General features: G+C 38.3%; 22 protein-coding genes and 2 other annotated features. Of the genes, 16 read left to right on the top strand and 6 right to left on the bottom strand.

The window, feature by feature from the left end; all coding sequences use genetic code 11:
- The first annotated feature begins 6 nt into the window (after positions 1–6).
- The 5 genes from FXW34_RS15380 to FXW34_RS15360 all read left to right on the top strand — a co-directional run bounded on the left by FXW34_RS15380 (position 7) and on the right by FXW34_RS15360 (position 4,718).
- Positions 7–1,665, top strand: coding sequence for a glycerol-3-phosphate dehydrogenase/oxidase (locus FXW34_RS15380; protein WP_147534891.1), 1,659 nt, complete (start codon positions 7–9; stop codon positions 1,663–1,665).
- 237 nt (positions 1,666–1,902) lie between these two features.
- The gene (locus FXW34_RS15375; protein ID WP_147534890.1) at positions 1,903–2,103 is read left to right on the top strand and encodes a cold-shock protein; all 201 of its coding nucleotides are present in this window, start codon (positions 1,903–1,905) and stop codon (positions 2,101–2,103) included.
- A 446-nt stretch (positions 2,104–2,549) separates the two neighbouring features.
- Positions 2,550–4,001, top strand: a complete 1,452-nt coding sequence (gene cshA, locus FXW34_RS15370) for a degradosome RNA helicase CshA (protein ID WP_147534889.1) — start codon at positions 2,550–2,552, stop codon at positions 3,999–4,001.
- A 97-nt stretch (positions 4,002–4,098) separates the two neighbouring features.
- The gene (locus FXW34_RS15365) at positions 4,099–4,299 is read left to right on the top strand and encodes a cold-shock protein (protein ID WP_147534888.1); all 201 of its coding nucleotides are present in this window, start codon (positions 4,099–4,101) and stop codon (positions 4,297–4,299) included.
- 218 nt (positions 4,300–4,517) lie between these two features.
- Positions 4,518–4,718 carry a cold-shock protein gene (locus FXW34_RS15360; RefSeq protein WP_147534887.1) on the top strand — a complete coding sequence of 67 codons (201 nt, stop codon included), beginning with the start codon at positions 4,518–4,520 and terminating at the stop codon, positions 4,716–4,718.
- Between the two features lie 48 nt (positions 4,719–4,766).
- Here the strand turns inward: FXW34_RS15360 and FXW34_RS15355 are convergent, their stop codons facing one another.
- Both FXW34_RS15355 and bcbE read right to left on the bottom strand, forming a co-directional pair.
- The gene (locus tag FXW34_RS15355) at positions 4,767–5,051 is read right to left on the bottom strand and encodes a DUF6509 family protein (RefSeq protein WP_187118980.1); all 285 of its coding nucleotides are present in this window, start codon (positions 5,049–5,051) and stop codon (positions 4,767–4,769) included.
- Positions 5,052–5,151: 100 nt separating this feature from the next.
- On the bottom strand, positions 5,152–6,396 hold the full coding sequence (gene bcbE / locus FXW34_RS15350; RefSeq protein ID WP_147534885.1) for a bacillibactin exporter BcbE: 1,245 nt from the start codon (positions 6,394–6,396) through the stop codon (positions 5,152–5,154).
- Positions 6,397–6,565: 169 nt separating this feature from the next.
- Positions 6,566–6,814 (top strand) — a binding site (T-box leader).
- 39 nt (positions 6,815–6,853) lie between these two features.
- Positions 6,854–7,097: a binding site (T-box leader), on the top strand.
- An 80-nt stretch (positions 7,098–7,177) separates the two neighbouring features.
- Between bcbE and trpE the strand changes: the two genes are divergently transcribed.
- The 10 genes from trpE (at position 7,178) to mnmH (ending at position 17,664) form a co-directional block, all read left to right on the top strand.
- A complete protein-coding gene (gene trpE, locus FXW34_RS15345) occupies positions 7,178–8,584 on the top strand; it encodes an anthranilate synthase component I (protein ID WP_147534884.1) in 1,407 nt (468 codons plus the stop codon).
- Entirely contained in the window at positions 8,568–9,170 is a 603-nt protein-coding gene (locus FXW34_RS15340) for an anthranilate synthase component II (RefSeq protein WP_147534883.1), read from the top strand. Before trpE ends, FXW34_RS15340 begins: the two co-directional genes overlap by 17 nt.
- The gene (gene trpD, locus FXW34_RS15335; RefSeq protein WP_147534882.1) at positions 9,154–10,179 is read left to right on the top strand and encodes an anthranilate phosphoribosyltransferase; all 1,026 of its coding nucleotides are present in this window, start codon (positions 9,154–9,156) and stop codon (positions 10,177–10,179) included. The genes FXW34_RS15340 and trpD overlap by 17 nt, the downstream gene beginning before the upstream one ends.
- A complete protein-coding gene (trpC, locus tag FXW34_RS15330) occupies positions 10,180–10,959 on the top strand; it encodes an indole-3-glycerol phosphate synthase TrpC (protein WP_147534881.1) in 780 nt (259 codons plus the stop codon).
- Positions 10,960–10,963: 4 nt separating this feature from the next.
- Entirely contained in the window at positions 10,964–11,575 is a 612-nt protein-coding gene (locus tag FXW34_RS15325; RefSeq protein WP_147534880.1) for a phosphoribosylanthranilate isomerase, read from the top strand.
- Between the two features lie 16 nt (positions 11,576–11,591).
- Complete coding sequence (gene trpB / locus FXW34_RS15320) at positions 11,592–12,794, top strand: tryptophan synthase subunit beta (RefSeq protein ID WP_147534879.1); 1,203 nt, start codon at positions 11,592–11,594, stop codon at positions 12,792–12,794.
- On the top strand, positions 12,791–13,570 hold the full coding sequence (trpA, locus tag FXW34_RS15315) for a tryptophan synthase subunit alpha (RefSeq protein ID WP_147534878.1): 780 nt from the start codon (positions 12,791–12,793) through the stop codon (positions 13,568–13,570). Before trpB ends, trpA begins: the two co-directional genes overlap by 4 nt.
- 765 nt (positions 13,571–14,335) lie before the next feature.
- Positions 14,336–14,917 (top strand): hypothetical protein, encoded by a 582-nt coding sequence (locus FXW34_RS15310; protein WP_147534877.1) that lies wholly within the window; start codon positions 14,336–14,338, stop codon positions 14,915–14,917.
- Positions 14,918–15,067: 150 nt separating this feature from the next.
- Complete coding sequence (locus tag FXW34_RS15305) at positions 15,068–16,234, top strand: acyl-CoA dehydrogenase family protein (RefSeq protein ID WP_187118983.1); 1,167 nt, start codon at positions 15,068–15,070, stop codon at positions 16,232–16,234.
- Between the two features lie 365 nt (positions 16,235–16,599).
- Complete coding sequence (mnmH, locus tag FXW34_RS15300) at positions 16,600–17,664, top strand: tRNA 2-selenouridine(34) synthase MnmH (protein ID WP_147534876.1); 1,065 nt, start codon at positions 16,600–16,602, stop codon at positions 17,662–17,664.
- Between the two features lie 21 nt (positions 17,665–17,685).
- On the opposite strand, the gene FXW34_RS23005 is transcribed toward mnmH, so the two are convergent.
- Positions 17,686–17,862, bottom strand: a complete 177-nt coding sequence (locus FXW34_RS23005) for a hypothetical protein (RefSeq protein ID WP_187118979.1) — start codon at positions 17,860–17,862, stop codon at positions 17,686–17,688.
- 206 nt (positions 17,863–18,068) lie between these two features.
- On the opposite strand from FXW34_RS23005, the gene FXW34_RS15295 reads away from it, so the two are divergent.
- Complete coding sequence (locus FXW34_RS15295) at positions 18,069–18,830, top strand: TraR/DksA C4-type zinc finger protein (protein ID WP_147534875.1); 762 nt, start codon at positions 18,069–18,071, stop codon at positions 18,828–18,830.
- A 33-nt stretch (positions 18,831–18,863) separates the two neighbouring features.
- On the opposite strand, the gene FXW34_RS15290 is transcribed toward FXW34_RS15295, so the two are convergent.
- The 3 genes from FXW34_RS15290 to FXW34_RS15280 form a co-directional block, all read right to left on the bottom strand.
- Positions 18,864–19,061, bottom strand: coding sequence for a YozQ family protein (locus FXW34_RS15290; RefSeq protein ID WP_147534874.1), 198 nt, complete (start codon positions 19,059–19,061; stop codon positions 18,864–18,866).
- A gap of 96 nt (positions 19,062–19,157) precedes the next feature.
- Complete coding sequence (gene metH, locus FXW34_RS15285; RefSeq protein WP_147534873.1) at positions 19,158–22,619, bottom strand: methionine synthase; 3,462 nt, start codon at positions 22,617–22,619, stop codon at positions 19,158–19,160.
- On the bottom strand, positions 22,597–24,462 hold the full coding sequence (locus FXW34_RS15280; protein ID WP_147534872.1) for a bifunctional homocysteine S-methyltransferase/methylenetetrahydrofolate reductase: 1,866 nt from the start codon (positions 24,460–24,462) through the stop codon (positions 22,597–22,599). The genes metH and FXW34_RS15280 overlap by 23 nt, the downstream gene beginning before the upstream one ends.
- Positions 24,463–24,464 lie beyond the last annotated feature (2 nt).

Below are 24,464 nucleotides of genomic sequence, written 5' to 3'. Positions count from 1 at the left end.
GTTAGTATGGTTAACTTTTCAAACAAAAACAGGGAACAGTTTGTAAACCAGCTCAAGACAATTCATTTTGATATCCTTGTCATAGGTGGAGGCATTACAGGAGCTGGAATTGCGCTGGATGCTACTACAAGAGGGATGAAGGTCGCCTTGATTGATATGCAGGACTTTGCTGCTGGTACATCAAGTCGTTCAACAAAACTAGTGCATGGAGGTCTTCGATATTTAAAACAATTTGAATGGAAGCTTGTAAGAGAGGTGGGCAAGGAACGAGCTATTGTTTTTAGAAATGGACCACATGTAACTAGACCTGTAAAAATGCTTCTACCTATCTATAACGATGGTACATTTGGAAAGACGACCACTTCACTTGGGCTAAAGCTTTATGATTTTTTAGCAAGTGTGGCCAAGCAAGAGCGAAGAAAAATGCTTGATGTTACAGAAACGATACAAAGTGAGCCTTTACTCAAACGTGAAGGTTTAAAAGGTGCTGGACTTTATGTGGAATACCGGACTGATGATGCTCGTTTAACGTTAGAAGTTATGAAAAAAGCATATGAACATGGCGCGATTGCCCTTAATTATGCAAAGGTCGAATCATTCTTATATCGGAATGGGAAAATGATTGGTGCCAAGGTAATTGACTGCATTTCCGGGATGGGATTTGAGATACATGCACAATTCGTGATTAATTCAACCGGACCATGGGTCGATGAAGTACGTTGCTACGATAAAATGGAGCTAAAAGAAGGATTAAAGCTGACAAAGGGTGTTCATATTGTAGTAGATCATGCTCGATTGCCAATCACACAAGCAGTTTATTTTGATACGCCTGATCGAAGAATGGTTTTTGCGATACCGCGAGAAAACAAAACCTATATAGGTACAACGGACTCCTTTTGTGATCATCCTGTTGCTACCCCATGTATAACCATCGCTGATTGCCGTTACTTATTAGAAGCAATTGATTATGTTTTCCCTAATACCAAAATTTCTTTAAACGATATTGAATCGAGTTGGGCTGGAATTCGGCCATTAATTTTCCAGGAAGGGAAAGGACCTTCAGAAATATCTCGTAAGGACGAGATTTGGCAATCGGACTCAGGCTTAATCTCAATCGCCGGAGGTAAACTAACAGGTTATCGGAAGATGGCAGAAACAGTTGTCGATTTACTTGTGAAAAAAATCGATACTAAACTAAATAAAAGGATGAAGCCGTGTCAAACAAAGCATCTGCCAATATCAGGTGGAGAGGAATTAACGCCAAAGATATTTTATGATTTTGTAGAACGAAAAAGCAGACAATTGTCTCAATACGGCATATCTTCTGCTGAAGCAAAAAGATTAGTATGTTGTTATGGCTCCAATATTAATAAAATATTAAAGAACTTAGAGCATTATCAACAAACAAGCAAGGATCATCAACTTCCGCTAACAATACTAGCGCGTCTCGACTATGCGATAAACGAAGAAATGGCATTAACGCCTGTAGATTTCTTTTTCCGGAGGACTGGCATGCTGTTATTTAATATTGGAGAGGTGTTGAAATGGAAAGAAGCGGTACTGAGCTATATGGCAACGGTGTTATTCTGGAATGAAGATCAATACAATAAGTATGAAACTGAGCTTAACCAAGTCATTAATACTTCCACAGTGATTTCAGAATAGTACTTTAAAGAACAATACTCATTGCGAATCGGAAACAGTTGACAATTTGCTTAGGATGAAATATGATGATATAGACGCTATTAAGTTGTAATATAATGAATAAGGATATAAGTAGTCGTAGCTGCACATGAACTGTAGGCGATGGATTATCCCTACATTTCTAATTGAAGGCTACGCTTTTTTGTTGCCAATTATATGAAAAACTAAATGGTGAATGAATTTTTGGAGGTCATCAACATGACTACAGGTAAAGTTAAATGGTTTAATGCAGAAAAAGGATTTGGATTTATTGAAGCAGCTAATGGTAACGATGTATTCGTTCACTTCTCTGCAATCCAATCAGAAGGTTTCAAAACGTTAGAAGAAGGTCAAGACGTAACGTTTGAAATCGTTGAAGGTAACCGTGGACCACAAGCAGCTAACGTTCAAAAAGCATAATTTGAACTGATATTATGAGGTGATGCAGCATAATCGCATCACCTTCTTTTATGATTTAGTATGATAATCGAAATTCTTCATGTTCCTCTTGCTAAGTCTCCTCAAACGTGTATGTCTTTTTGCTCAAAAGCCCCTTCTAAGGACGTTTTCCGAACAGAAGTTGATTATTATTTGTGGGGATTCCACATGATTGCATATTGAATACTTTTTTTATGAACCTGATTCACACTGGAACGGCTTAGGAGCCGTAAGGACGAAAGAGAGGCAGGGCTTTCGTTGTGTTAGGAAAGAAACCTACAAAAACAGAATATTTTGTATGGAATAAAGTAAAAACATGTAATAAAGTAGATACTTGAATTAATGCTGGTTACCATTCTTTTTTTTTGATAAAAGTACTAGGTTTTAGACAATAATGTAAACATGGAACAATGTAAGGAGGATATAATTTGACAACATTTTCAGATTTTAATTTAAGCGAAGTAGTAGAAAGAGCATTATCCCAAATGGGCTTTGAGGAACCGAGTCCAATACAGGCACAAGCTATTCCGATTGCCTTAACTGGTAAAGATATTATTGGACAAGCACAAACAGGTACAGGGAAAACGACAGCATTTGGTGTTCCGTTAATTGAACGTGCAAAAGTGGAAGAAACTGCTATTCAAGGACTAGTAATCGCACCAACGCGTGAGTTAGCTGTGCAGGTGGCAGAAGAGTTAAATCGTATTGGTAATGTAAAAGGGATTCGCACGTTGCCAATCTATGGTGGACAGGATATTAGCCGCCAAATCAGAAGTTTGAAAAATAAGCCACATATTATCGCTGCAACACCTGGGCGATTAATTGATCATATTGAAAGAAAAACAATTCGACTACAAAACATCCATACAGTCGTTCTGGATGAAGCGGACGAAATGTTAAATATGGGCTTTATTGAGGATATTGAAAAGATTCTTGCTGGAATCCCAAATGAACGCCAGACGTTATTATTCTCGGCAACCATGCCTAAACGAATTAAAGCGTTAGCTGAAAAGTTTATGGATAACCCTGAACATGTTCAAGTTAAAGCTAAGGAAATGACTGTTAAAAATATTGAGCAGCATTATCTAGAAGTTCAAGAAAAGCAAAAATTTGATGTAATGTGTAGCCTATTAGATATCCAATCTCCTGAGCTTGCGATTGTTTTTGGACGCACAAAGAAACGTGTCGATGAGCTAGTTGAAGGATTAATTAAACGAGGTTATTCAGCAGAAGGAATTCATGGAGATATTCCACAAGCAAAACGTGATCAGGTTATTCGCCGATTCAAGGAGTCGACGATTGATATCATGGTTGCAACTGATGTTGCTGCTCGTGGATTGGACATTAGCGGAGTTTCTCATGTGTACAATTTTGATATTCCACAAGACCCAGAAAGTTATGTTCATCGGATTGGTAGAACGGGTCGTGCCGGAAATAAAGGGTTAGCAATTACCTTCGTTACACCAAGGGAAATCGATCATTTACGTGTGATTGAAAATGTTACGAAATCAAAAATCCAGAAAAAACCAATTCCTAGTTTTAAGGATGTTTTATTTGGTAATCAACAAGCAACTATCAATAAAATTTTGAGTGTAGTGGAATCAGGGGATTACAATGAGTATAAGCGTGCAGCTGAAAATCTTCTTGAGGATACAGACTCTGTAACACTTTTAGCGTCGGCTTTAAAACTTCTTACAAAAGAGCCTGATTCAACACCTGTTACGTTGACGGCTGTTGAGCCATTACGTTCAAAAAAACCAAGATTTGAGCGTGACAGAAATAGACGAAACGATCGCCCTAAAGGGAACGGTCGTCCTAGAAATAATGATAGAAGACCAAGAACTGAGAAAGCAAAACGCCCATCAAGACCTCGTCCATAAATTTTTTAAATAAATTTGTATTAAAAATGGATGTTTGTCCCATATTATATAATGTTTGATAGTAATATGTGATTTCTTGAAATTAGGAGGATTTTTAATGGAAACAGGTAAGGTAAAATGGTTTAATAGCGAAAAAGGTTTTGGATTTATTGAGCGCGACAATGGCGAAGATGTATTTGTCCACTTTTCTGCGATTCAAGGTGAAGGATACAAATCGTTAGAAGAAGGCCAGCAGGTCACGTTTGAGGTTGAGCAAGGTCAACGTGGACCGCAAGCTGTAAACGTTGTAAAATCATAATATTTTAACCATTGTGATGTGGTTTTGTAATCCGAATATTTGTAATTTGTCTGAATAAACGGTATGATATATATATGTTTATTTATGATGTAGGATAAATTCACTGGTTATAAAAAGAACTGTTTTCTGGCACTTTTTATAATTAGTGGATTTTTCATTTGTCTGAAATTGCTACAATTCAATTTTTAGGCAAAAAATGCAAACTGGAGGTAGATAGGATGGCTTTCGGCAGAAGAATTGTGGAAGAAATCATTACAGTTGAAACTAAGGTTTGGGAATGTGAGTCAGAAACCTGCAATTGTTGGGTTCGTGATAATTTTAAAGCATCAGAGGTTCCTAAATGTCCTATCTGTAACAGTGATATGGTACAATCAACCAAATTGTTACAATCCATTGATAATCATAATAAGAGTTACTAATAAGTTAGAAAAAACGAGGCTGAATACCATATCAGCCTCGTTTTTTTCTTATTTTGGAAGATGTTCTTTGCAAAATGTAAGTACCATTTCCAATTCGTCATCCTCAAGTGCTAAATCGATATATTTTTCTGTTGCACCTTCAAGAAGACTGTAATTTGAAATTTTTTCTTCTTGCTCTGTTACTACATAGAGGACCTTTAATAACAAACCGTTTTCGTTATAAAGTTCATCTTCTTCGTCGACTTCAATGTCTAAATAAAATTCATAACGATCTCCGCTTAATATTCCAAATGGATCTTCTAACTTCTCAATAGCATAACCTGTTACATTCATAATATTTCATCCCTTATACGGTTTTTTTAAATGCTCATATTCCTCCCTTTTATTATAAACATAAATGAACGTTCAAAAAAGTAATTGCGTTGATATATGTTTAGCTTTCATCAGGTTTAATTGCCCATAAAGCAAATAGCGCTGTTAAGAGGCTGATAGCAGTAAATAAATAAAATATCCATTGAGTGGGATATTTCATCAAAATTGCAATGACAGGCGGTCCTGCGGCAACGCCAATAAATCGCATTGAACTATAAAGTGAGGTAATCGTTCCCCGTTCTGCTTTTTCAATTCCTTCAGTAATTAGAGCATCAAGGCAAGGTAAACTAATGCCAATCCCTATTCCGCACAGAACAAAAATCGAAATCATAAACCAAAGCGAATTGGTGAATTTCAAAGAAAAAGAAGCAACTGTTAACATGATAATTCCGCTGAAAATCAACCATTTCATCATTACTTTATCTTCTTTTATTTTTTTTCCAGTAATATATGAGGCCAAACAAAGAGCCCCCAGCGGTACGGCTAAAATTAAACCTTTTTTAACATCGGTAACATGATAATTCTTTTCAAGAACATCTGATAAATAAAAAAGCACTCCGAATAATACAAACATCAGAGTGCAACCAATAATAAAAACAGCGTTTAGCCATCGTCCGTTATTGGCAAAAACCTCTTTTGTTTGTACGATAAATTGTTTGAAGTTTATTGGTTCATTACTCTTTTTTGGGGTTTTCACTAAAAAAACAATCATGAACACAGAAATGGTGCAAAATACTGGAAACGCAAAAAAAGGTATGAACCAAATGATTCCAGCTAGGAAAGCTCCTAAAATAGGACTTAATACTTTACCAAGCGTATTGGAGGTCTCGATGACTCCAAGTGCACTGCTGACTTCATCATCGCTATGAAACATGTCTCCTACTAGCGGAAGGACGATTGGAGCAGCACCAGCAGCTCCGACTCCTTGTAAGGCTCTCCCGACTAAAATAAGCCAGTAGGCATCTGAAAGCTTCCATCCTACATAACCCGAAATAACTCCTCCAATACCTGCAATGATAAGGCTAGGAATTATCACGCGTTTTCGGCCAATATAATCAGATAAAAAACCTGCAATAGGGATGAGCAAAATTGCAACGATAGAATAAACCGTCAATATCATACTTGATTGAAAGGATGAAATGCCCAACTCCCTTTCAATTGCTGGGAGAACAGGAATCAACATTGAGTTCCCAAGCGTCATAACAAGTGGAATCGATGCGAGGGATACGATCGCCCATCGTTTTTTCATCGATTTTTTTTCTTTTTGATTAAACACTTTTACAAAAAGACTATCGACCTGTTCCATAATAAGCCACCTTTAATTGTTTGCTACTGTTAATATGGACTATTTTGTTTTTAACTAGCAAAGAAATATATTGTCGTTTAATGGAAATTATATGGAAATAACTATAACAAAATTGAACATAAGTATTGACAATTTTCCAAAAAGTTAATAATATAATTAACAACACAATAAATTGGCGTTGACAAAGAGTAGTAGCGTAAATGGAAACTTAAGAGAGCTGGTGGTCGGTGCGAACCAGTGTGGAAATTTATGTGAATGGACTTTCGAGCCTCCAAACTGAACCCGAACGGGAAAGTAGGCTTTGGCGAAGGGTCTCATCGTTATAAGAGACGGGTATTCAAGCATACGCTTTGATACTTTTAAGTGAGCTAAATTTTTTAGCTAATGAAGGTGGCACCACGGGTTTCTCGTCCTTTTTTTAGGAGGGAGACCCTTTTTGTATTTATGATAAATAATTGCTAATACGATGAGTAAGAGTAGTACACAATAACCTACAGTTTCAGAGAGCCGGGATGGTGGGAGCCGGTACTGTAATCTTGTGGAATGGACTTACGAGTGAAATCCTGAAAAAGTAGTAAGGATATCCGGTTATCACCGTTATATGATGTAGGCAAACAGCCAAAAGCTTATTGCCGAAAGTGGGTTATGGGTAATTCCAAAAACCAATCGAGGTGGCACCGCGGTTAACAATCGTCCTCTATATACACAATTAATCCTTGTGTATATAGAGGATTTTTTTATGGAATTTTGAAGGAACATGTATCAATTGGAGGTATTCATAATGGAAAAATTAATAAATCCGATAAATAGCATCATTGAACAAATGGAAGGTGACATGTTGACACCGATTTCGATTTTTCAAAAAATTAGCGGGCGGAAAAAATTTCTTCTAGAAAGTTCATTAAAACACGAAAATACTGGTAGATATTCAATCATTGGAGCAGATCCGATTTTAGAAGTAAAGGGCTACGGGAATCAAAATCACCTTATAACGGAAAAAGGCGAAGAGCTTGTGAATGGGAGAACTCTTGATATCGTAAAAGAGCTTATCCCAAATTACGGTGAGCAGGAAGGAAACTTTCCCTTTGCTGGTGGAGCGGTAGGCTACGTCGGCTACGATACGATTCGGCAATATGAAAACATAGGTGCGACTCCTGAAAAAGATTTAGAAATGCCAGATGTACACCTGATGTTTTATGAACAAGTCATTATCTATGATCATTTGGAACAGAAAGTCTATTTAGCAGCTTCACCTATCTTAGAGGATACAACTAAAGGAAAGCTTGTTTCACATAATGAAAAGCGACGAAAAGAACTGTTGGCAGAGTTTCATAGTGAAGAGCCAAAGGAAGTAGGTTTATCTAGCTTTAAGTCAACGACGACTAAAGAAAAGTTTATCGAGAATGTTGAAAAAGCGAAGGAATATATTTCAAGTGGTGATATTTTTCAAGTGGTTTTATCGCAAAGGATGCATGCAAGCTTTGAGGGTGATCCGTTTTCCTTTTATCGGAAACTAAGAATTTCTAATCCATCACCGTATATGTATTACTTGGATTTTGAGGACTATGTTGTTGCTGGTTCATCACCTGAAAGCCTTGTAAAGGCAAAGCAATCAGTGATTACTACGAACCCAATTGCTGGAACAAGACCACGTGGCAATACGGCTGCGGAAGATGACCTGCTTGCAAAGGGTTTAATACAGGATGAAAAGGAATTGGCAGAGCATCGGATGCTTGTCGATCTTGGTCGAAACGATCTTGGAAAGATTTGCAAATTTGGTTCTGTAAATGTCCATAAATACATGGCACTAGAAAAATTTAAGCATGTTATGCATATCGTTTCTGAGGTTAGTGGTGAATTATCAAAAAACCATAAGGCAGCAGACGCTCTTATTTCTTGCTTGCCAGCGGGCACCGTTTCTGGAGCACCAAAAATACGTGCAATGGAAATTATTAATGAATTGGAGACAGAAAAACGCGGAGTTTATTCCGGAGCTATAGGCTATTTTTCCGTCAATGGTAATATGGATTTCGCTCTTGCTATTCGAACAATGGTGATAAAGGACAACACTGCTTATATTCAAGCAGGTGCGGGGATCGTCTACGATTCAGTCCCTGAGAAAGAGTACGAAGAAACAATCCATAAATTAAAAACATTCCTGGAGGATCCAAATGATTTTATTAATTGATAACTACGATTCGTTTACTTATAACTTATATCAATATTTTGGAGAGCTTGGCGAAGAGATTCTAGTCAGAAGAAATAATCAAATCTCAATTGAAGAAATTTACCAGTTAACGCCCGAGGCTATTATTTTATCACCAGGGCCTGGTCGTCCAGAAAATGCTGGAATCTGTGTTGAAGTTATAAAAGAATTCCATAAAAGTACCCCAATACTAGGCATTTGCCTTGGACACCAGGCGATTGGTCATGCGTTTGGGGCTAAAATTGAGAGAGCCCAAAACATCATGCACGGGAAGACATCAAAAATAGCGCATACCTGTTCGGATATTTTTGTCAATTTACCTCAGCATCTTGAGGTAATGCGATATCACTCATTAGTCATAAATCCAAGTACATTGCCTGAGGAATTTACAGTTTTAGGTAGTGCAACTTGTGATCAAGAAATTATGGCCATTAAACATAATCAATACCCAACCGTCGGACTGCAATTTCATCCTGAGTCTGTTGGTACAATAGATGGTAAACAAATGCTGAAAAACTTCCTGGAGCAAATTAGAGAGGAGAATAAAACACATGAAATCTTATCTTGAACAATTATCTGAGCAACGCTCATTAACTGAAGCTGAAATGGAGAGTGCTGTAACACAATTATTTTCTGAAGAAATTTCTGATAGTGAAATGGCTGCCTTTTTAATTGGATTAAAGATGAAAGGAGAAACAGTTGATGAAATCCTTGGACTTGTGAAGGTAATGCGTCGATTTGCGATGTCTTTTACGGATGAGATTTCAAATGTCATTGATAACTGTGGTACAGGTGGCGATGGATCGAAGAGCTTTAACATTAGCACGACTTCAGCTTTTGTTATGGCTGGAGCAGGATTAACCGTAGCAAAGCACGGTAATCGTAGTATTTCAAGTAAAACTGGAAGTGCAGATGTACTAGAAAATCTTGGTGTAAACTTTAATTTACCGAAAGAAGCATCTGAAGAAATTTTAGAGCGAGCAGGAATTACTTTCTTATTTGCTCCGTTCGTTCATCCAAAAGTGAAAAGAATCATGAAGGTTCGTAAAGATTTGCGTATTCCTACGATCTTTAATTTGATTGGTCCGTTAACAAATCCGGTAAACCTCGACTATCAATTATTAGGTATCTATCGTCGTGATTTGTTACAAATGTTTGCAGAGGTGTTGTTAAGACTGGGGCGTAAGCGTGCAATTGTATTAAATGGTGCTGGTCATATGGATGAAGCATCCTTGCAAGGTGAAAACCATTTAGTTATTGTCGACCAAGGTACAATCACTACGAAAATCCTTCTTCCAGAAGAAGTAGGATTAGGCACTTATACTAATAAAGATATTGTTGGTGGCGATGCAAAAGAAAATGCCGAAATACTCAGAAGTATATTAAATGGAGAACATGGGGCAAGACGTGATACAGTGTTATTAAACGCTGGTCTAGGTATCTACACGGCGATGAAAGCAGATTCGATAGAACAAGGTATTGAACTAGCAAAAGAAAGTATTGATTCCGGTGCAGCATTAAATAAGCTCGAGCAATTAATCGAGCTCAGCAAGCGGTATCAACAAGAGGTGATATAAATGGGAACGATTTTAGATAAAATTATTGACGTAAAGAAAACGGAGTTAGATGGATTAGCAAATTTACAGCTTGCTGAAGTAGCTTCTCGCAAAAAGCGTTCCTTCATCGAAAAAATTCGAGAAGCAAATGAAATGAAAATTATTGCAGAATTTAAACGTGCATCTCCATCAAAGGGTGATATTAATCCAGACTTAAATCCACAAGAACAGGCTGTGCAGTATGAACAATTTGGTGCAGATGCCATCTCAGTGTTAACTGACACTAGTTTTTTTAAAGGTTCATTTGCTGATTTACAAGCCGTCCGTACAGTAGTCGACCTGCCCATCCTTTGTAAAGATTTTATTATTGACCAAATTCAAATTGATACCGCCCATAAAGCAGGCGCTGATATAGTGTTATTAATCGCAGCAGCGATGGAACAGTCAAAGTTAATTGAGCTCTATCAGTATGCAAGCGAAAAACAATTAGAAGTACTGGTAGAAATCCACGATGAGGAAGATTTTCAGAAGGCTAATAGTGCAAAGGCCAGCTTGATTGGGATTAATAATCGTAATTTAAAAACCTTCGAAGTGGACCTCGCGACAACAGAACGTTTAGCACCACTTGTTCTACAATCAGGTGCTTCCTTAATTAGTGAGAGCGGTATTAAGTCAGTAGAAGATGTTGTTCGGGTCCAAAATGCTGGAGCAAGAGGAATTTTAGTTGGAGAAACGTTTATGACTGCGCAAGACCTAAAGGAAACTTTTAAACAGCTAAAGCTTCCGGTTCGGACGGTATAAAAAGATGAAAGTAAAGATTTGTGGAATTACTGATGTGGAAACTGCATTACAGGCAGTTGCTTTTGGCGCCGATGCGATTGGTTTTGTTTTTGCGGAAAGTAAACGGAAAATCTCACCAGCATCAGCAGGATTAATCGCAGAGCAGCTTCCGGCTTACGTGGAGAAAATTGGCGTTTTTGTAAATGAAACAAGTGACAGGATTCAAGAAATTATTGAAGAGGCAAAATTGACGATGATTCAGCTCCACGGGGATGAAACACCTGAATTTTGCAAAGATTTTTCTGTTCCAGTTATTAAAGCTTTTAGCATCGGGTGTCAACAAGATCTAGAACAAATCGAAGACTATCCTAATCAATGGTTTTTACTTGATAGTCCTTCAGGCAAATACCGAGGGGGGAACGGAATCACATTTAATTGGGAACTGTTATCCAGTAACACACTACCAAATAAGCGCATCATTCTTGCGGGCGGATTAAATATTGACAATGTTGCTAATGCAATCGAAATCGCCAAACCTGAAATGGTGGATGTAAGCTCAGGTGTCGAAACAGACGGAAAAAAAGACACCCATAAAATAAAAGCATTTATTCAAAAAGCAAAGAAAAATAATGATTAAAAAGGAGAATCTAGTCATGGCTACATATACACTACCGGATGAAAAAGGCCATTATGGTAAATATGGTGGAAAATATATACCTGAAACACTCATGAAAGCGATTAATGAGCTAAATCTTGAATATCAAAAAGCAATCAATGATAAATCATTCCAAGAGGAATTCCAATATTTACTAAAAGATTACGTTGGACGAGAAACACCACTTTACTATGCGGAGAATTTAACAAAATATGCCAACGGTGCAAAAATCTATTTAAAGCGAGAAGATCTAAATCATACTGGCGCTCACAAAATTAATAATGCGATTGGTCAAGCGCTGCTTGCTGTTAGAATGGGAAAAAGAAAAATTGTCGCAGAGACTGGTGCTGGACAGCATGGAGTGGCAACCGCAACTGCTTGTGCGTTATTAGATTTGGAATGTATCGTTTTTATGGGTGCTGAAGATATTAAACGCCAGCAATTAAACGTCTTTCGAATGGAGCTATTAGGGGCAAAGGTAGTAAGTGTTGAATCGGGAAGTGCTACACTTAAAGATGCGGTAAATGAGGCACTCCGCTACTGGGTATCACATGTTGAAGATACTCATTATATTTTAGGTTCTGTTACAGGTCCACACCCTTTCCCAATGATTGTTCGTGATTTCCAAAGTGTAATCGGCTCTGAAACAAAAGAGCAACATCAATCGAAAGAAGGAAAACTACCTGATGCAGTTGTCGCTTGTATTGGTGGAGGTAGCAATGCCATGGGCATGTTCTATCCGTTTATCAATGATGGAGATGTAAAATTGTATGGGGTAGAAGCAGCGGGACATGGAATTGAAACGGATCGTCATGCAGCCTCACTTACTAAAGGGACACCTGGAGTGCTGCATGGAGCATTCATGTATTTACTGCAGGATCAAAATGGTCAAATCCAAGAAGCCCATTCGATTTCAGCTGGATTAGATTATCCAGGGGTTGGACCGGAACACAGCTATTTAAAGGATATTGGTAGAGTTCAATATAACTCAATCACTGACGAAGAGGCACTTACAGCACTTCAGGTTCTATCTAAATATGAAGGGATTATACCAGCCCTTGAGAGCTCTCATGCGGTGGCTTATGCCTTAAAGCTAGCTCCAACCATGAAATCTACAGAAACGATCGTGATTTGTCTGTCAGGACGGGGCGATAAAGATGTTCATACCGTAAGGGCAAGATTAGGGGGAGATACACAATGAGTCGAATTCAACAAGCTTTTAAGAAGCTCAAAGATAAAAATGAAAAAGCCTTCGTTCCTTATATCATGGCTGGAGATGGAGGACTAGACGTATTAACCCAACGGATCTTATTTCTTGAGAAATGTGGGGCCACTGCCATTGAAATTGGCATACCCTTCTCAGATCCAGTTGCTGATGGCCCGACGATCCAACAGGCAGGAATTCGTGCGTTAGAACGTGGAACATCGTTAAAGGATGTGTTGACGGAGGTTGCTTCTGTGCGAAATCAGGTTGGAATCCCATTGGTTTTCATGACATATATGAACCCGATTATTGCCCTTGGATTGGAAGAGTTTGTGAGACTTGCTCAACAGGCGGGTATTGATGGCTGTATTATTCCTGATTTACCAATTGAGGAAGAAGATATCATTGATCCATTGCTAGAAAAGGTTAATATCGAATTAATTAGATTAGTAACCTTAACAAGTCCAACCGAGAGACTAAAGGAAATAGCAGAAAAAGGAAAAGGATTTTTATATGCTGTTACTGTAACAGGTATTACAGGGGTACGAAGTGGCTTTGATGAGCAATTAGGCCAGTACCTTCAGGCAGTAAAACAGTTAAGTCCAATTCCTGTATTAGCTGGTTTTGGGATTTCATCACCGGAGCACGTGAAGGAAGTAAGTCAATATTGCGATGGCGTAATTGTTGGAAGCAAAATCGTTGATTTGTTTGCTCAAAATGATTTGAAAGGAATCGAAACGTTAATACAATCAGCAAAAACTGTAAAAGCATAGAAATAAGGGACTCTGGGACATAAGTATATCAGCTAAACAAAAAAACCGAACTATCATGCGAAATTCTAACTTTGAATTTCCTAATGGTTCGATTTTTTTTTTGAATAACCGTGGATTACATTGATGTGTAAAATTTTTGGCATGTGGGTCTGTTAACCTGAATGTTGATTTCCTTGTGTTTGAAAATAAGCGGAAGAATTCCGCTTATTTTGGGAAATGCCCATATTTCGTTAAGAATAAAGGGCGTTTTTCCGCTTATTTCATAAAGATCACTGGATATTGTCTTTGTGAGAGTAGTTAAGCGGAAATTCTCCTCTTATTTCAGCTCATTTAGCTCCCCTTACGCACAATAACGGGAAATTCTCCGCTTATTTCTTACATACATGAAATTCAATAATAGTCTTCTATTAAAATCATCCGGTTTTTTTAATAAACGAAAAAGATTGGTTTGACAACTGAGAAATATTTCTTGGGAAAGCGCATAATGAGACAAAACGTTTGTAATATTGACAAAAGAATACAATCTAGATTTCCTTTTTGTAAAGATTATTTTATAATATTGTTGAATCTATCAGCGTTTGAAAAATTTTCTTTTTTTTCAAATAAAATGGCACGAATAATAAGTAGATTCGTGCATTTTGTTACAGATAGAAAGCTTGATTAGCAGTATAATGACTTTATAAAACATCAATCCAAATCGCAAACATTAACAAATGTACAACAAGAATAAAGTTTGGAAAATAAAAAGTGGGGGAAATGGTCATCATGTATATATATGAAATGATCCTGGACATTTTAAAGAAAAATGGACCAACGTCGATTCCTTCCATCTGCCAGGAAATGAATCAGCAAACAAGCCATTTAGAGGAACAGGAAAAAATTGTTCAGCCTTCACAAGTAAAATCTGCTATTACTAGAAAAAAGGAATTATTTAAAGTACAAAACGACTTAGTGTATATTGATCCAGAAAAGGATGTTCAGTATTTGCACGTCCATATTGGTGGTGTGGTTGAACCAGCAATAACCATCAAAGTAGACTTTGGAAAAAATCGCTTTGTCTTTTTTGAATGGAATTTGGATCAAAATGTGAATGTGAACGAACGTCGAACTCAATCTCAAGTAATAGGCGATGTTGAAACGTTTAAAAAAGAACTATATAGAATTAAGCCATGGCAGTGGGATGCGGATTATCAAAAAGAAGCAATGGTGCTTGACGGTGTTTATTGGTCTGTTAAACTTGTTACTCAAGGTAGGGTATATGAAAGTGAAGGGTTGGAATGTTATCCAGAAGATTGGAAAAGATTTTGTAAAAGTTTAACGAAATTAACTGGAATGACTCTACTTTAACAGCTGTCAAAAAGCAGCTGTTTTTTTATGCTGTGGGAAATTTTGTATACTTCTGAACAGTATAGTGGCTATAATTCTTGAAAGTATATTCCATTTACCTAATAATATAATAAAAGCTTTCATTTGAGGGGAGACGTTGTCGTGTCACTGATGTTTCAACAGTTACAATCTCGACAGGAACGGATTGAATTAATGAACAAACTAAAGGAATCGTTCCGATTAAGGGCAGCAAAGATTGATGAAGAAGGACTTTTTCCTTTTGAAAACATAAAAGAGCTTAAGGATACTGGCTATACGGCATTAACCGTACCAAAAGCTTTTGGTGGGATGGAAATCTCGCTATTGGAAATGGTCATGCTTCAGGAAATAATCGCAGAGGGTGATGGCGCAACTGCCCTAGGCATTGGATGGCATATCGGCATTATAAAAAATCTTTCAGAGAAAAATAATTGGCAACCCACTACGTTCGGAAAATTATGCGAACAGGTGATGGCTGGTGCCTTAATAAATAGCGCAGCAACTGAAAAACAAACGGGAAGTCCTACTCGAGGCGGTAAACCGGCAACAATTGCTCATGAACAAAATGGGAAGTGGGTCGTTAATGGGCGGAAAACCTTTACAACGATGGCACCAGTTCTTGACTATTTTTTAGTGAGTGCTTCCTTGGAAGATGGCACTACAGGGAATTTTCTAATTCCAAGAAATAGCAAAGGGTTAGAAATTGAAGAAACTTGGGATAGTATTGCAATGAAGGGCACTGCCAGTCATGATTTGGTTCTAAAGGATGTAGATATTGATGATGATGCTCTTGTGGAAAGGATGATTCCTGGTAAAAAACAAGCAGGGGGTTGGCTGCTCCATATCCCGGCATGTTATTTAGGTATTGCCCAGGCAGCTCGAAATGAGGCCATTAATTTTGCAAAACATTATTCACCTTCGAGCATTAGTGGCACGATTAGTGAGTTGCCTAATGTCCAACAAAAATTGGGTGAATTAGAGCTATTGCTTATTCAATCACGACATTTCCTATATAGTGTTGCTCGTAAATGGGATGAAAGCTTTCCAGAGGACAGATTGAACATGCAAGTGGAATTAAGTGCAGTTAAACATTCTGTTACTAACAATGCAATAAAAGTCGTCGATTTAGCTATGCGGATTGTCGGTGCCCAAAGCCTTTCGTTAAAAAGTCCATTGCAGCGCTATTATCGTGATGTTAGAGCAGGTCTGCATAATCCACCAATGGATGATATGACAATTGGATTATTAGCTAGAGTTGCACTTGAGGACTATGATCGAATTAATAAGAAAAGTGATTAGGATTTCCTACTCGTTTTATAAATTGACGGGGTTTCAACTTATATTTTTTACAACATACAATGCAGGATAAAAGGTAGAAATTAATCCTGTTGCTGACTTGTAATTTTTATCTGTATAAAATCTGTATGATTTGCGATAAAATGGGTATATTGATTTTTTAGTTAATAAGAAAGTTGAGTTTTTAGAATTTAGATGAGTGTCTAGCTTCAGCGCCTAGCGTCTAGTGGACTTCACATCCCTCCTTACAATAAGTCAACATCGATTCACCCTAAAGGGTTCAACGTGTTTTCTTTATCTCAGTCGGGATGCTCCAGTCATACGTCGCTGGGCAAGGCGCTTCCGCTTTTCTAGTTGGGGGTATTTCCGTGAATGATATTACGATTGACCAATTTTTAACAATGGATAAAGCCATCCCCATTGACGTTCGTTCCCCTGAAGAATTTAAAGAATCGACTATCCCAAATGCTGTTAACATCGCATTATTTAATGATGATGAACGGAAGGAAGTCGGGACTATATATAAGCAGGTAGGACAGGAAGAAGCAAAATGGCGGGCGATGGAAATAGTCGCACCAAAGCTTCCGGTATTGTTAGCACATATCAAGGATTTGGCTGATGCAGGTAGACAACCTGTTCTTTTCTGTTGGCGTGGTGGAATGCGCAGTCAATCATTGGCTACATTTTTAGATTTTGCCGGTTTTCCAGTTCATCGTATCACTGGTGGCTATCGAGCGTATCGGGAATATATATTAGAACAAATTCCAAGAATGATTCCAAATCAAACGGTTGTGCTTCATGGAATGACTGGTGTAGGTAAAACGGATATATTAAAAAAATTAACAGATAAAGGCTATCCAGTTCTTGACCTAGAAGGTGCAGCAGCTCATAAGGGCTCCATATTTGGGGCTATGGGCCCGGAAACTGACGGGAATAATCAAAAAACTTTTGACGCTTTATTATTTACACGCCTTATGCAACTTCAGGATGCACCCTATGTTATCGTCGAGGCGGAAAGTAAACGAATTGGGAAAGTTACGCAGCCTGAAGAACTATTGGTTACAAAAAAAGGCGGAATACACTTCATAATTGAAGCATCCTTGGAAATAAGAGTTAAGCGAATCTATGATGAATATGTTGAGCCTTTTTACACCCAAGAATGGTTTTATCCACAGGTGAAGGAAAAATTTGAGAGAATTCAAAAACGGATTAAAGACGATACGATTAAAATGGCTGTGAATGAAGCACTTCTGCAACGGGATTACCATGAATTTATAAGACTGTTGCTCCTTTACTACTACGATCCACGCTACGAACACAAGCAGCTCGAATATGAAGGTGAGTTCCTTCATATCAATTCCGATGATGAAGACGATGCTGTAAATCAAATCGCAGCAAAGCTCGAAGCGGTATTTAAGCTTCAAAACCAATAAAACCAGGGGATAGCCCTGGTTTTATTTTTTCTGCGAAGACAGTCTCCCTGTAGCGCCGATTGATTTATCGGTATTTGCTTGTGTATTATAGTCATTTTTATTCATGCTACCACTATTATCTAGTGATTCATTACTAACGTAAGCACTCTGGTGTTTCTTTTGAATGGAATTAAATTTTGCAAAGTCTTGATTGACCACTTTATTACCTCCATTAAATAATTTTCTCCTCGTAATTATCTTTTTAAATAAACGATATATTTATTCTTCCCCGTTAAGACATTCATTTTCCTAAGAATGAAAGGAGAAGTCTTTGGAAAACTAAATAAATAAAGTGATAAGGATTCGAAAGATGGACCACTAATCCTGCTTATTCTTGCTAGAAAAGTTTTGAAAGGAGTCCAACTATGCTTACAGAAAAGCAATTAGATAAATTTCGAAAGGTTCTAACTGAGGAAAGGAAAAACATCATCCAACAATTTGAGACAAATGATCATTTTGGATTAAAGCAAGGGCATTATCATGAATCAATGGGAGAACTTTCAAGTATTGATAATCACCCCGCAGACGAGGGTACCGATTTATATGAACGTGAAAAGGATATTGCCTTACATGAACACGAGGAGTTTCATTTGAAAAATATTGACAGTGCATTACAAGCAATAGATCAAGGAATATACGGTAAATGCCAAGTTTGTGGGTGTGACATTCCGATTGAGCGACTAGAGGCACTTCCAACGACCACTTATTGTAAAAAACATAGTCCTGACAGTTATACTTCCCATAATCGACCTGTCGAGGAAGGAGTCCTAATGCCTCCATTTGGCAAATTCGATTTTGATGGGAAGGATGAGTCGGTGGCTTATGATGCCGAGGATTCATGGCAGGAGGTAGCACAATGGGGTACTTCTGAGACGCCATCCGATTTTGCTTATCCTACTGATCATTATAGCGATACGTATAATGAGCCTGAGGAAAGAATTGGCTATGTGGAGGATTTTGAGAATTTTATTGGGAATGACATGTATGGTAATAATGTGACCGTGTATCCTAACGCACAGCATGAGAAATATGAACAGGAATTGGATGAAGAGGGGATTATGACACCATTCGGAGATTTACCAGGTTATGAAAAAGAGCCATATACGGAAGATGAAGCCAAAAAATAAAAACTCGCCACAGGCGAGTTTTTATTTTTCATATCAATTATTCGGAATTTCAAAAGTTCTTTCATTAACATGATCAATTTTAGGTTTGATTTCACCCTCTATATACGTATCGCTAACTTGTTCGTGGGTAGTTGCCAAACCTTTAGATAGCTGATCCGTTTTTTGATAATCCGAAACATCATAATTCCTTCCGGCTACTTTTGATGAATCCTTTGACATGTTATTTTTCATCAACCAACACTCCTTTGGTGAATTGACGGGTCAAAAGTATTTTCTGCAAAAAATACCGTTTTACTCATGCTTCCACCGAAACGGGTGCTTAATTAATTAATCATTTCTTAACACAGTAAAATAACGTGCATCTGGATGAGCGAATACCATCGCTGAAACAGACGCCTCAGGCTCCATCATAAAGCCTTCAGTTAGTTTTACTCCAATATCCTCAGGATGAATTAGGTCAAAGAGTTTTGTTTGATCCTCGAGTTCAGGACATGCCGGATATCCAAACGAGAAGCGTTGACCTTGATACTTGGCAGCAAAACGATCCTTCATTGTAAAATCGACAGGATCTGGGAAGCCCCAACGATCGCGCATTTGACGATGAATGAGTTCGGCTAAGCCTTCTGCAGTTTCTAAAGCTAGTGCCTGAAGTGCATGATTTTCCAGGAATCTTCCTTCTTCTTTAAGCATTTCGGCAATCTCTCGTACACCAGGACCTGCCGTAACTGTAAAGAATCCAACGTAATCGGTCAAACCGCTATCAACCGATTTAATATAATCACTCAAACAAAGCTGAGCCCCGTCGTTTTGGCGAGGGAAATCAAACACTTGTATTACTTTTTTCGGTTCTTTCGGGTCATAAACTATCACTTTATTTCCATCGCTTTGAGCAGGGAAGAACTGGTAGACTGCCTGTGGTTGAATCCAGTTATTGGTTTTAGCGTCTTGAATTAACTTATTCACCATATCATTAATTTTGATTGCCTTCTCATCACCGCTAGCGAGAAGCTTTTCCACATTTCCTTTAACACCAAGATGATGACCAATTAGCATTTGTTTGTTAATGTATGGTTCAACATGGGCCAGCGTATAGCTTTTAACAATATGACGGTCTGTGTCCATTGGAACAAAAACTGGAACATCTGTACGAACCGTAGGAACGACCTTAACTGCGGTCGCAACATTGCTTGCTGCACTGTTAAATGTGGCTGCTTGTTGTGCAAGTTGCTGGCGTTTCGTATCTCGCTCGAGGACAAGTTTTTCATGAGCTTCAGCGTTTTGCAATTGATTAGCAAGATCTAATCCATTCATTGCATCTTTAGCATATAAGACAATTCCATCGTATTCGTTTGAAATTTTTGTATCAGTGAACTTCCGTGATAATGCTGCGCCACCAACTAAAATTGGAATATCAATACCTGCCTGCTTCATATCATGAGCTGTTAAGACCATTTGCTGGGCAGATTTAACTAATAATCCAGAAAGACCGACCATATCAGGCTGTTCCCTTTTTATTGCGGCAACAAGATCTGCAGGTGCAACCTTAATTCCAAGGTCAATCACTTCATAGCCGTTATTGCTCAAAATAATATCGACTAGGTTCTTACCGATATCATGAACATCGCCTTTTACCGTCGCTAAAATAATTTTCCCTTTTGCAGCCGTTGTGTTGTCTTTTTCCATATAAGGTTCAAGGAAGGCAACTGCTGTTTTCATCACTTCAGCACTTTGCAACACTTCAGCTACGATTAATTGGTTATCATTAAAGAGGCGACCAACTTCCTTCATCCCATCCATTAATGGACCATTGATGATATCAAGTGGAGCAGGGTAGCTTGACAAGGCTTCCTCTAAATCTGGCAATAGTCCTTCTTTTGTACCTTCAACGATGTAATAAGCTAATCTTTCAGCAAGAGTCATGTTTGGTACGGTCTGTTTTACTTCTTTCTTTTTATCACGATAAAAATCTGTGAAGGTTGCGAGTGTTTCCTCAGTTGTTTCAAATAATAGCTTTTCAGCAAGTTCAACTTCTTCTTTAGAAATTGACGCAAATCTCTCTAGCTTTTCGGTATTAACAATTGCATAATCCAAGCCTGCTTGAGTACAGTGGTAAAGGAATACCGAGTTTAATATTTCCCTTCCAACTGCTGGTAGCCCAAATGAGACATTACTTATTCCAAGAATTGTTTGAGATTTTGGGAAGGCTTCTTTAATTTTTTTAATTCCCTCTACTGTTGCTTTAGCAGATCCAATATATTGCTCATCTCCAGTACCAACAGGGAAGACAAGTGGATCAAAGATAATATCCTGCGGTTGGAGTTTATATTTATTTACAAGTAAATCATACGAGCGTTTTGCTATTTCAAGCTTTCGTTCAGCCGTTACACCCATGCCTTCTTCATCAATCGTTCCTACTACGACTGCAGCACCAAATCGATGAATTAGCGGAGTAATGGCAGCAAGTCTCTCTTCGCCATCCTCAAGATTGATAGAGTTAATAATTGCTTTTCCTTGTGAATAGGTTAAGGCTTTCTCTATAACAGCTTCATCAGTAGAGTCAATGACAAGAGGGACCTTGACTTTTTTGACAACTTCTTTAATGAAATTTTCCATATCCTCTAATTCGTCGCGGTCTGGGTCAGCCAAACAGAGGTCAATGACATGAGCACCACCTTTTACTTGAGCTCTAGCGATTTCAGCAGCTTCTTCAATTTTACCTTCGCTTATTAGGCGCTTAAACTTTCGTGAGCCAATGACATTCGTCCGTTCTCCAACCATAATTGGACGTAAGGTTGGATCGTCATAAATAAATGGTTCAATACCAGATACCATATGAGTACTATTTTCTTGAGCTTGTCGTGGCTGAAAATCTTCCATCGCTTCAGAAATTGCCTTGATGTGGGCAGGTGTTGTTCCACAGCAACCACCAACAATGTTTAACCAGCCTTCCTGGGCAAAACCTGCAAGCTTTTTAGCCAATATTTCAGGTGTTTCATGATAATGACCTTCTTCATCAGGTAAACCAGCGTTTGGATAACAAATGACTGACGTTGATGATAGGTTAGCTAATGAACGAATATGGTCCTGCATAAATTCGGGACCAGTTGCACAGTTAAGTCCAACAGCTACAGGATTCATATGTTGTACTGATATATAAAATGCATCGATGGATTGTCCAGCGAGCGTAGTTCCCATTGGTTCAATTGTACCCGAAATAAGGAGAGGTAATTTCTTACCTGTTTTTTCAAATGCACGTTCAATGCCAACAAAGCCAGCTTTTACATTTAACAGGTCTTGACTGGTCTCAAGTAATAGTAAATCAACATCACCATCAATTAAGCCAATTGCTTGTTCCTCATAAGACTCTGCAAGGGTAGAGAAGGTGGTGCCGCCTGTTACGCTTAACGTTTTTGTCGTCGGACCCATAGAGCCAGCAACAAATCGAGGCTTTTCTGGAGTCGATACGGAATCGACTGCTGCTCTGGCAATTTGTGCCGCTTTTTTGTTTATTTCATATGCCTTTGACCCAAGCTGATACTCATCAAGTACAATGCTGGTTGCACCAAATGTATTTGTTTCAATAATATCTGCACCAGCACGTAAATAATCCACATGAATCCTCTCGATTACATCAGGACGGGTTAGGTTTAAATTTTCGTTACAGCCTTCAAATTCTTCGCCACCAAAATCATCTGCTGTCAAATTTTCTTGCTGCAGCATCGTTCCCATCGCGCCGTCCATAATTAGGATGCGTTTCTTTAATTCTTCATTGAATGATGCTTTGGACATTTTTCTTCCCCCTAGCTAAGTTTGCAATGCGCTTATTGGTATAGTCTGCTAATTCGACAGTTAATTCGTAGCGAAGAAATGGAGTGATAAGATAGATGCCATTGAAAAGCTCTAATGCTGTATCAATTAAAGATTTTGTAATCACTAAACCTTCCTGAGCAGCTTGGACAGGGTCGTCCTTAAATTTCGATATTGATTCCCGAATACTATCAGAAATTTTTATGCCTGGAACCTCGTGATGTAAAAACTCCATATTTTTATAACTTGTTAACGGCATTAATCCAATATAAATAGGTGCATTTATATGACGAGTAGCTTCATATACCTGAATTAGTTTTTCTTCAGAAAAAACAGGTTGAGTAATAAAATAATCTGCTCCATGAGCCATTTTTTTCTCCATTCGAACAACTGCTTTTTCTAAAGAACGAACATTAGGGTTAAAGGCCGACGCAACAGAGAACGAGGTTTTTTGACCAAGCTCTTTTCCTGAAACGGATAAGCCTTCGTTTAATTGCTTTATCATTGAAATTAATTCAAAGGACGATACATCATAAACAGACGATGCGCCAGGGAAATCACCAACCCTAGCTGGGTCACCGGTTATCGCTAAAACATCGTTTAATCCAAGTGTGGCAAGTCCCATTAAATGAGATTGCAAGCCAATAATATTACGATCGCGGCAAGTTATATGAATAAGAGGTCTGAGCCCGATTTCAGTTTTGACAAGATGACCAATTGCTGAATTCGAAATTCTCGGTGATGCCAAAGAATTATCAGCAAGAGTGATTGCATCGATACCAACCTCTTTTAGAGCTTTGGCGCCAGCGAAGAACTTTGTTGTATCCAGTTTCCTAGGAGGATCCAATTCAACCAGAATGGAAGGACGTTCCTTGACAATATCATGTAAAGGCGGCACATCACGTTTAGCCTTAATCGTTTCAACGATAATTTTTGGAGTCTCTTGTTTTAGTTCTTTTTCTGTAATTGGTGGAACATTCCGCAGTTCTTCTGCAAATGCGCGGATATGTTCTGGAGTTGTGCCACAGCAGCCTCCAAGCAAACGTACACCCTGATCCCGAAACGCCATAGCTGATTTCCGAAAATACTCAGCATTTCCTTCATAGTGGAATTGTCCATCAGTGAAGGTCGGGATGCTGGCATTTGGATACGCTGATAAATAAGAATGCTTAGGTAGTGGAACCTGCTCTAATGCTTTTATCATATGATGTGGGCCAAGTCGGCAATTGAGGCCCACAATATCTGCTCCCAGGTGTTCGAGTCGGCTTAGCGCTTCGGAAATCGGAGTATGGTCTTGCATAAATCCAACCTCCTGCATCGAAAGCTGTGCGACAATTGGAAGTTCAGTTTCACGTCGAGCAATGGCCAAAACAGCTTCCATTTCCTCTAAATCGTAATAAGTTTCTAAAATAATTCCGTCGACACCCTCAACAAGAAGGGAGAATAGTTGTTCATGAAACCCTGTCTTTATTTCTTCAAGATTGATGCTTTTTGGTTTGATGCCACGATTTCCACCGATGGTTCCGAGAACATAGGATTTACCTTGGGCGGCTTTTTTAGCAATCTGGACAGCAGCAGTATTGATTTCTTTTACTGAATCCTCAAGTCCATATCTAGCCAATTTTAAATAATTAGCTGCATATGTATTGGTTTGAATGATATCGGCTCCTGCATTTAAGTAGGCGCGGTGTATAGACAGGATTTGCTCAGGATTTGAAAGATTTAATTCCTCAAGGCAACTGTCTTTCCCGTAGGAGAAAAGCAATGTGCCCATAGCACCATCACCAATTAATATTTGATTTTCAAGCTTTGATAAAAAACTCATTA

Source organism: Bacillus marasmi (assembly GCF_902168435.1).
Classification (GTDB): domain Bacteria; phylum Bacillota; class Bacilli; order Bacillales; family Cytobacillaceae; genus Bacillus_BU; species Bacillus_BU marasmi.
This window is presented reverse-complemented; position numbering and strand designations above follow the sequence as displayed.

Excerpts from the sequence above, each read along its gene's own strand:
- FXW34_RS15380 (WP_147534891.1), top strand. The coding sequence starts at position 7 with ATGGTTAACTTTTCAAACAAAAACAGGGAACAGTTTGTAAACCAGCTC.
- FXW34_RS15375 (WP_147534890.1), top strand. The coding sequence starts at position 1,903 with ATGACTACAGGTAAAGTTAAATGGTTTAATGCAGAAAAAGGATTTGGA.
- FXW34_RS15365 (WP_147534888.1), top strand. The coding sequence starts at position 4,099 with ATGGAAACAGGTAAGGTAAAATGGTTTAATAGCGAAAAAGGTTTTGGA.
- FXW34_RS15360 (WP_147534887.1), top strand. The coding sequence starts at position 4,518 with ATGGCTTTCGGCAGAAGAATTGTGGAAGAAATCATTACAGTTGAAACT.
- FXW34_RS15355 (WP_187118980.1), bottom strand. The coding sequence starts at position 5,051 with ATGAATGTAACAGGTTATGCTATTGAGAAGTTAGAAGATCCATTTGGA.
- bcbE (WP_147534885.1), bottom strand. The coding sequence starts at position 6,396 with ATGGAACAGGTCGATAGTCTTTTTGTAAAAGTGTTTAATCAAAAAGAA.
- trpE (WP_147534884.1), top strand. The coding sequence starts at position 7,178 with ATGGAAAAATTAATAAATCCGATAAATAGCATCATTGAACAAATGGAA.
- FXW34_RS15340 (WP_147534883.1), top strand. The coding sequence starts at position 8,568 with ATGATTTTATTAATTGATAACTACGATTCGTTTACTTATAACTTATAT.
- trpD (WP_147534882.1), top strand. The coding sequence starts at position 9,154 with ATGAAATCTTATCTTGAACAATTATCTGAGCAACGCTCATTAACTGAA.
- trpC (WP_147534881.1), top strand. The coding sequence starts at position 10,180 with ATGGGAACGATTTTAGATAAAATTATTGACGTAAAGAAAACGGAGTTA.
- FXW34_RS15325 (WP_147534880.1), top strand. The coding sequence starts at position 10,964 with ATGAAAGTAAAGATTTGTGGAATTACTGATGTGGAAACTGCATTACAG.
- trpB (WP_147534879.1), top strand. The coding sequence starts at position 11,592 with ATGGCTACATATACACTACCGGATGAAAAAGGCCATTATGGTAAATAT.
- trpA (WP_147534878.1), top strand. The coding sequence starts at position 12,791 with ATGAGTCGAATTCAACAAGCTTTTAAGAAGCTCAAAGATAAAAATGAA.
- FXW34_RS15310 (WP_147534877.1), top strand. The coding sequence starts at position 14,336 with ATGTATATATATGAAATGATCCTGGACATTTTAAAGAAAAATGGACCA.
- FXW34_RS15305 (WP_187118983.1), top strand. The coding sequence starts at position 15,068 with ATGTTTCAACAGTTACAATCTCGACAGGAACGGATTGAATTAATGAAC.
- FXW34_RS15295 (WP_147534875.1), top strand. The coding sequence starts at position 18,069 with ATGCTTACAGAAAAGCAATTAGATAAATTTCGAAAGGTTCTAACTGAG.
- FXW34_RS15290 (WP_147534874.1), bottom strand. The coding sequence starts at position 19,061 with ATGAAAAATAACATGTCAAAGGATTCATCAAAAGTAGCCGGAAGGAAT.
- metH (WP_147534873.1), bottom strand. The coding sequence starts at position 22,619 with ATGTCCAAAGCATCATTCAATGAAGAATTAAAGAAACGCATCCTAATT.
- FXW34_RS15280 (WP_147534872.1), bottom strand. The coding sequence starts at position 24,462 with ATGAGTTTTTTATCAAAGCTTGAAAATCAAATATTAATTGGTGATGGT.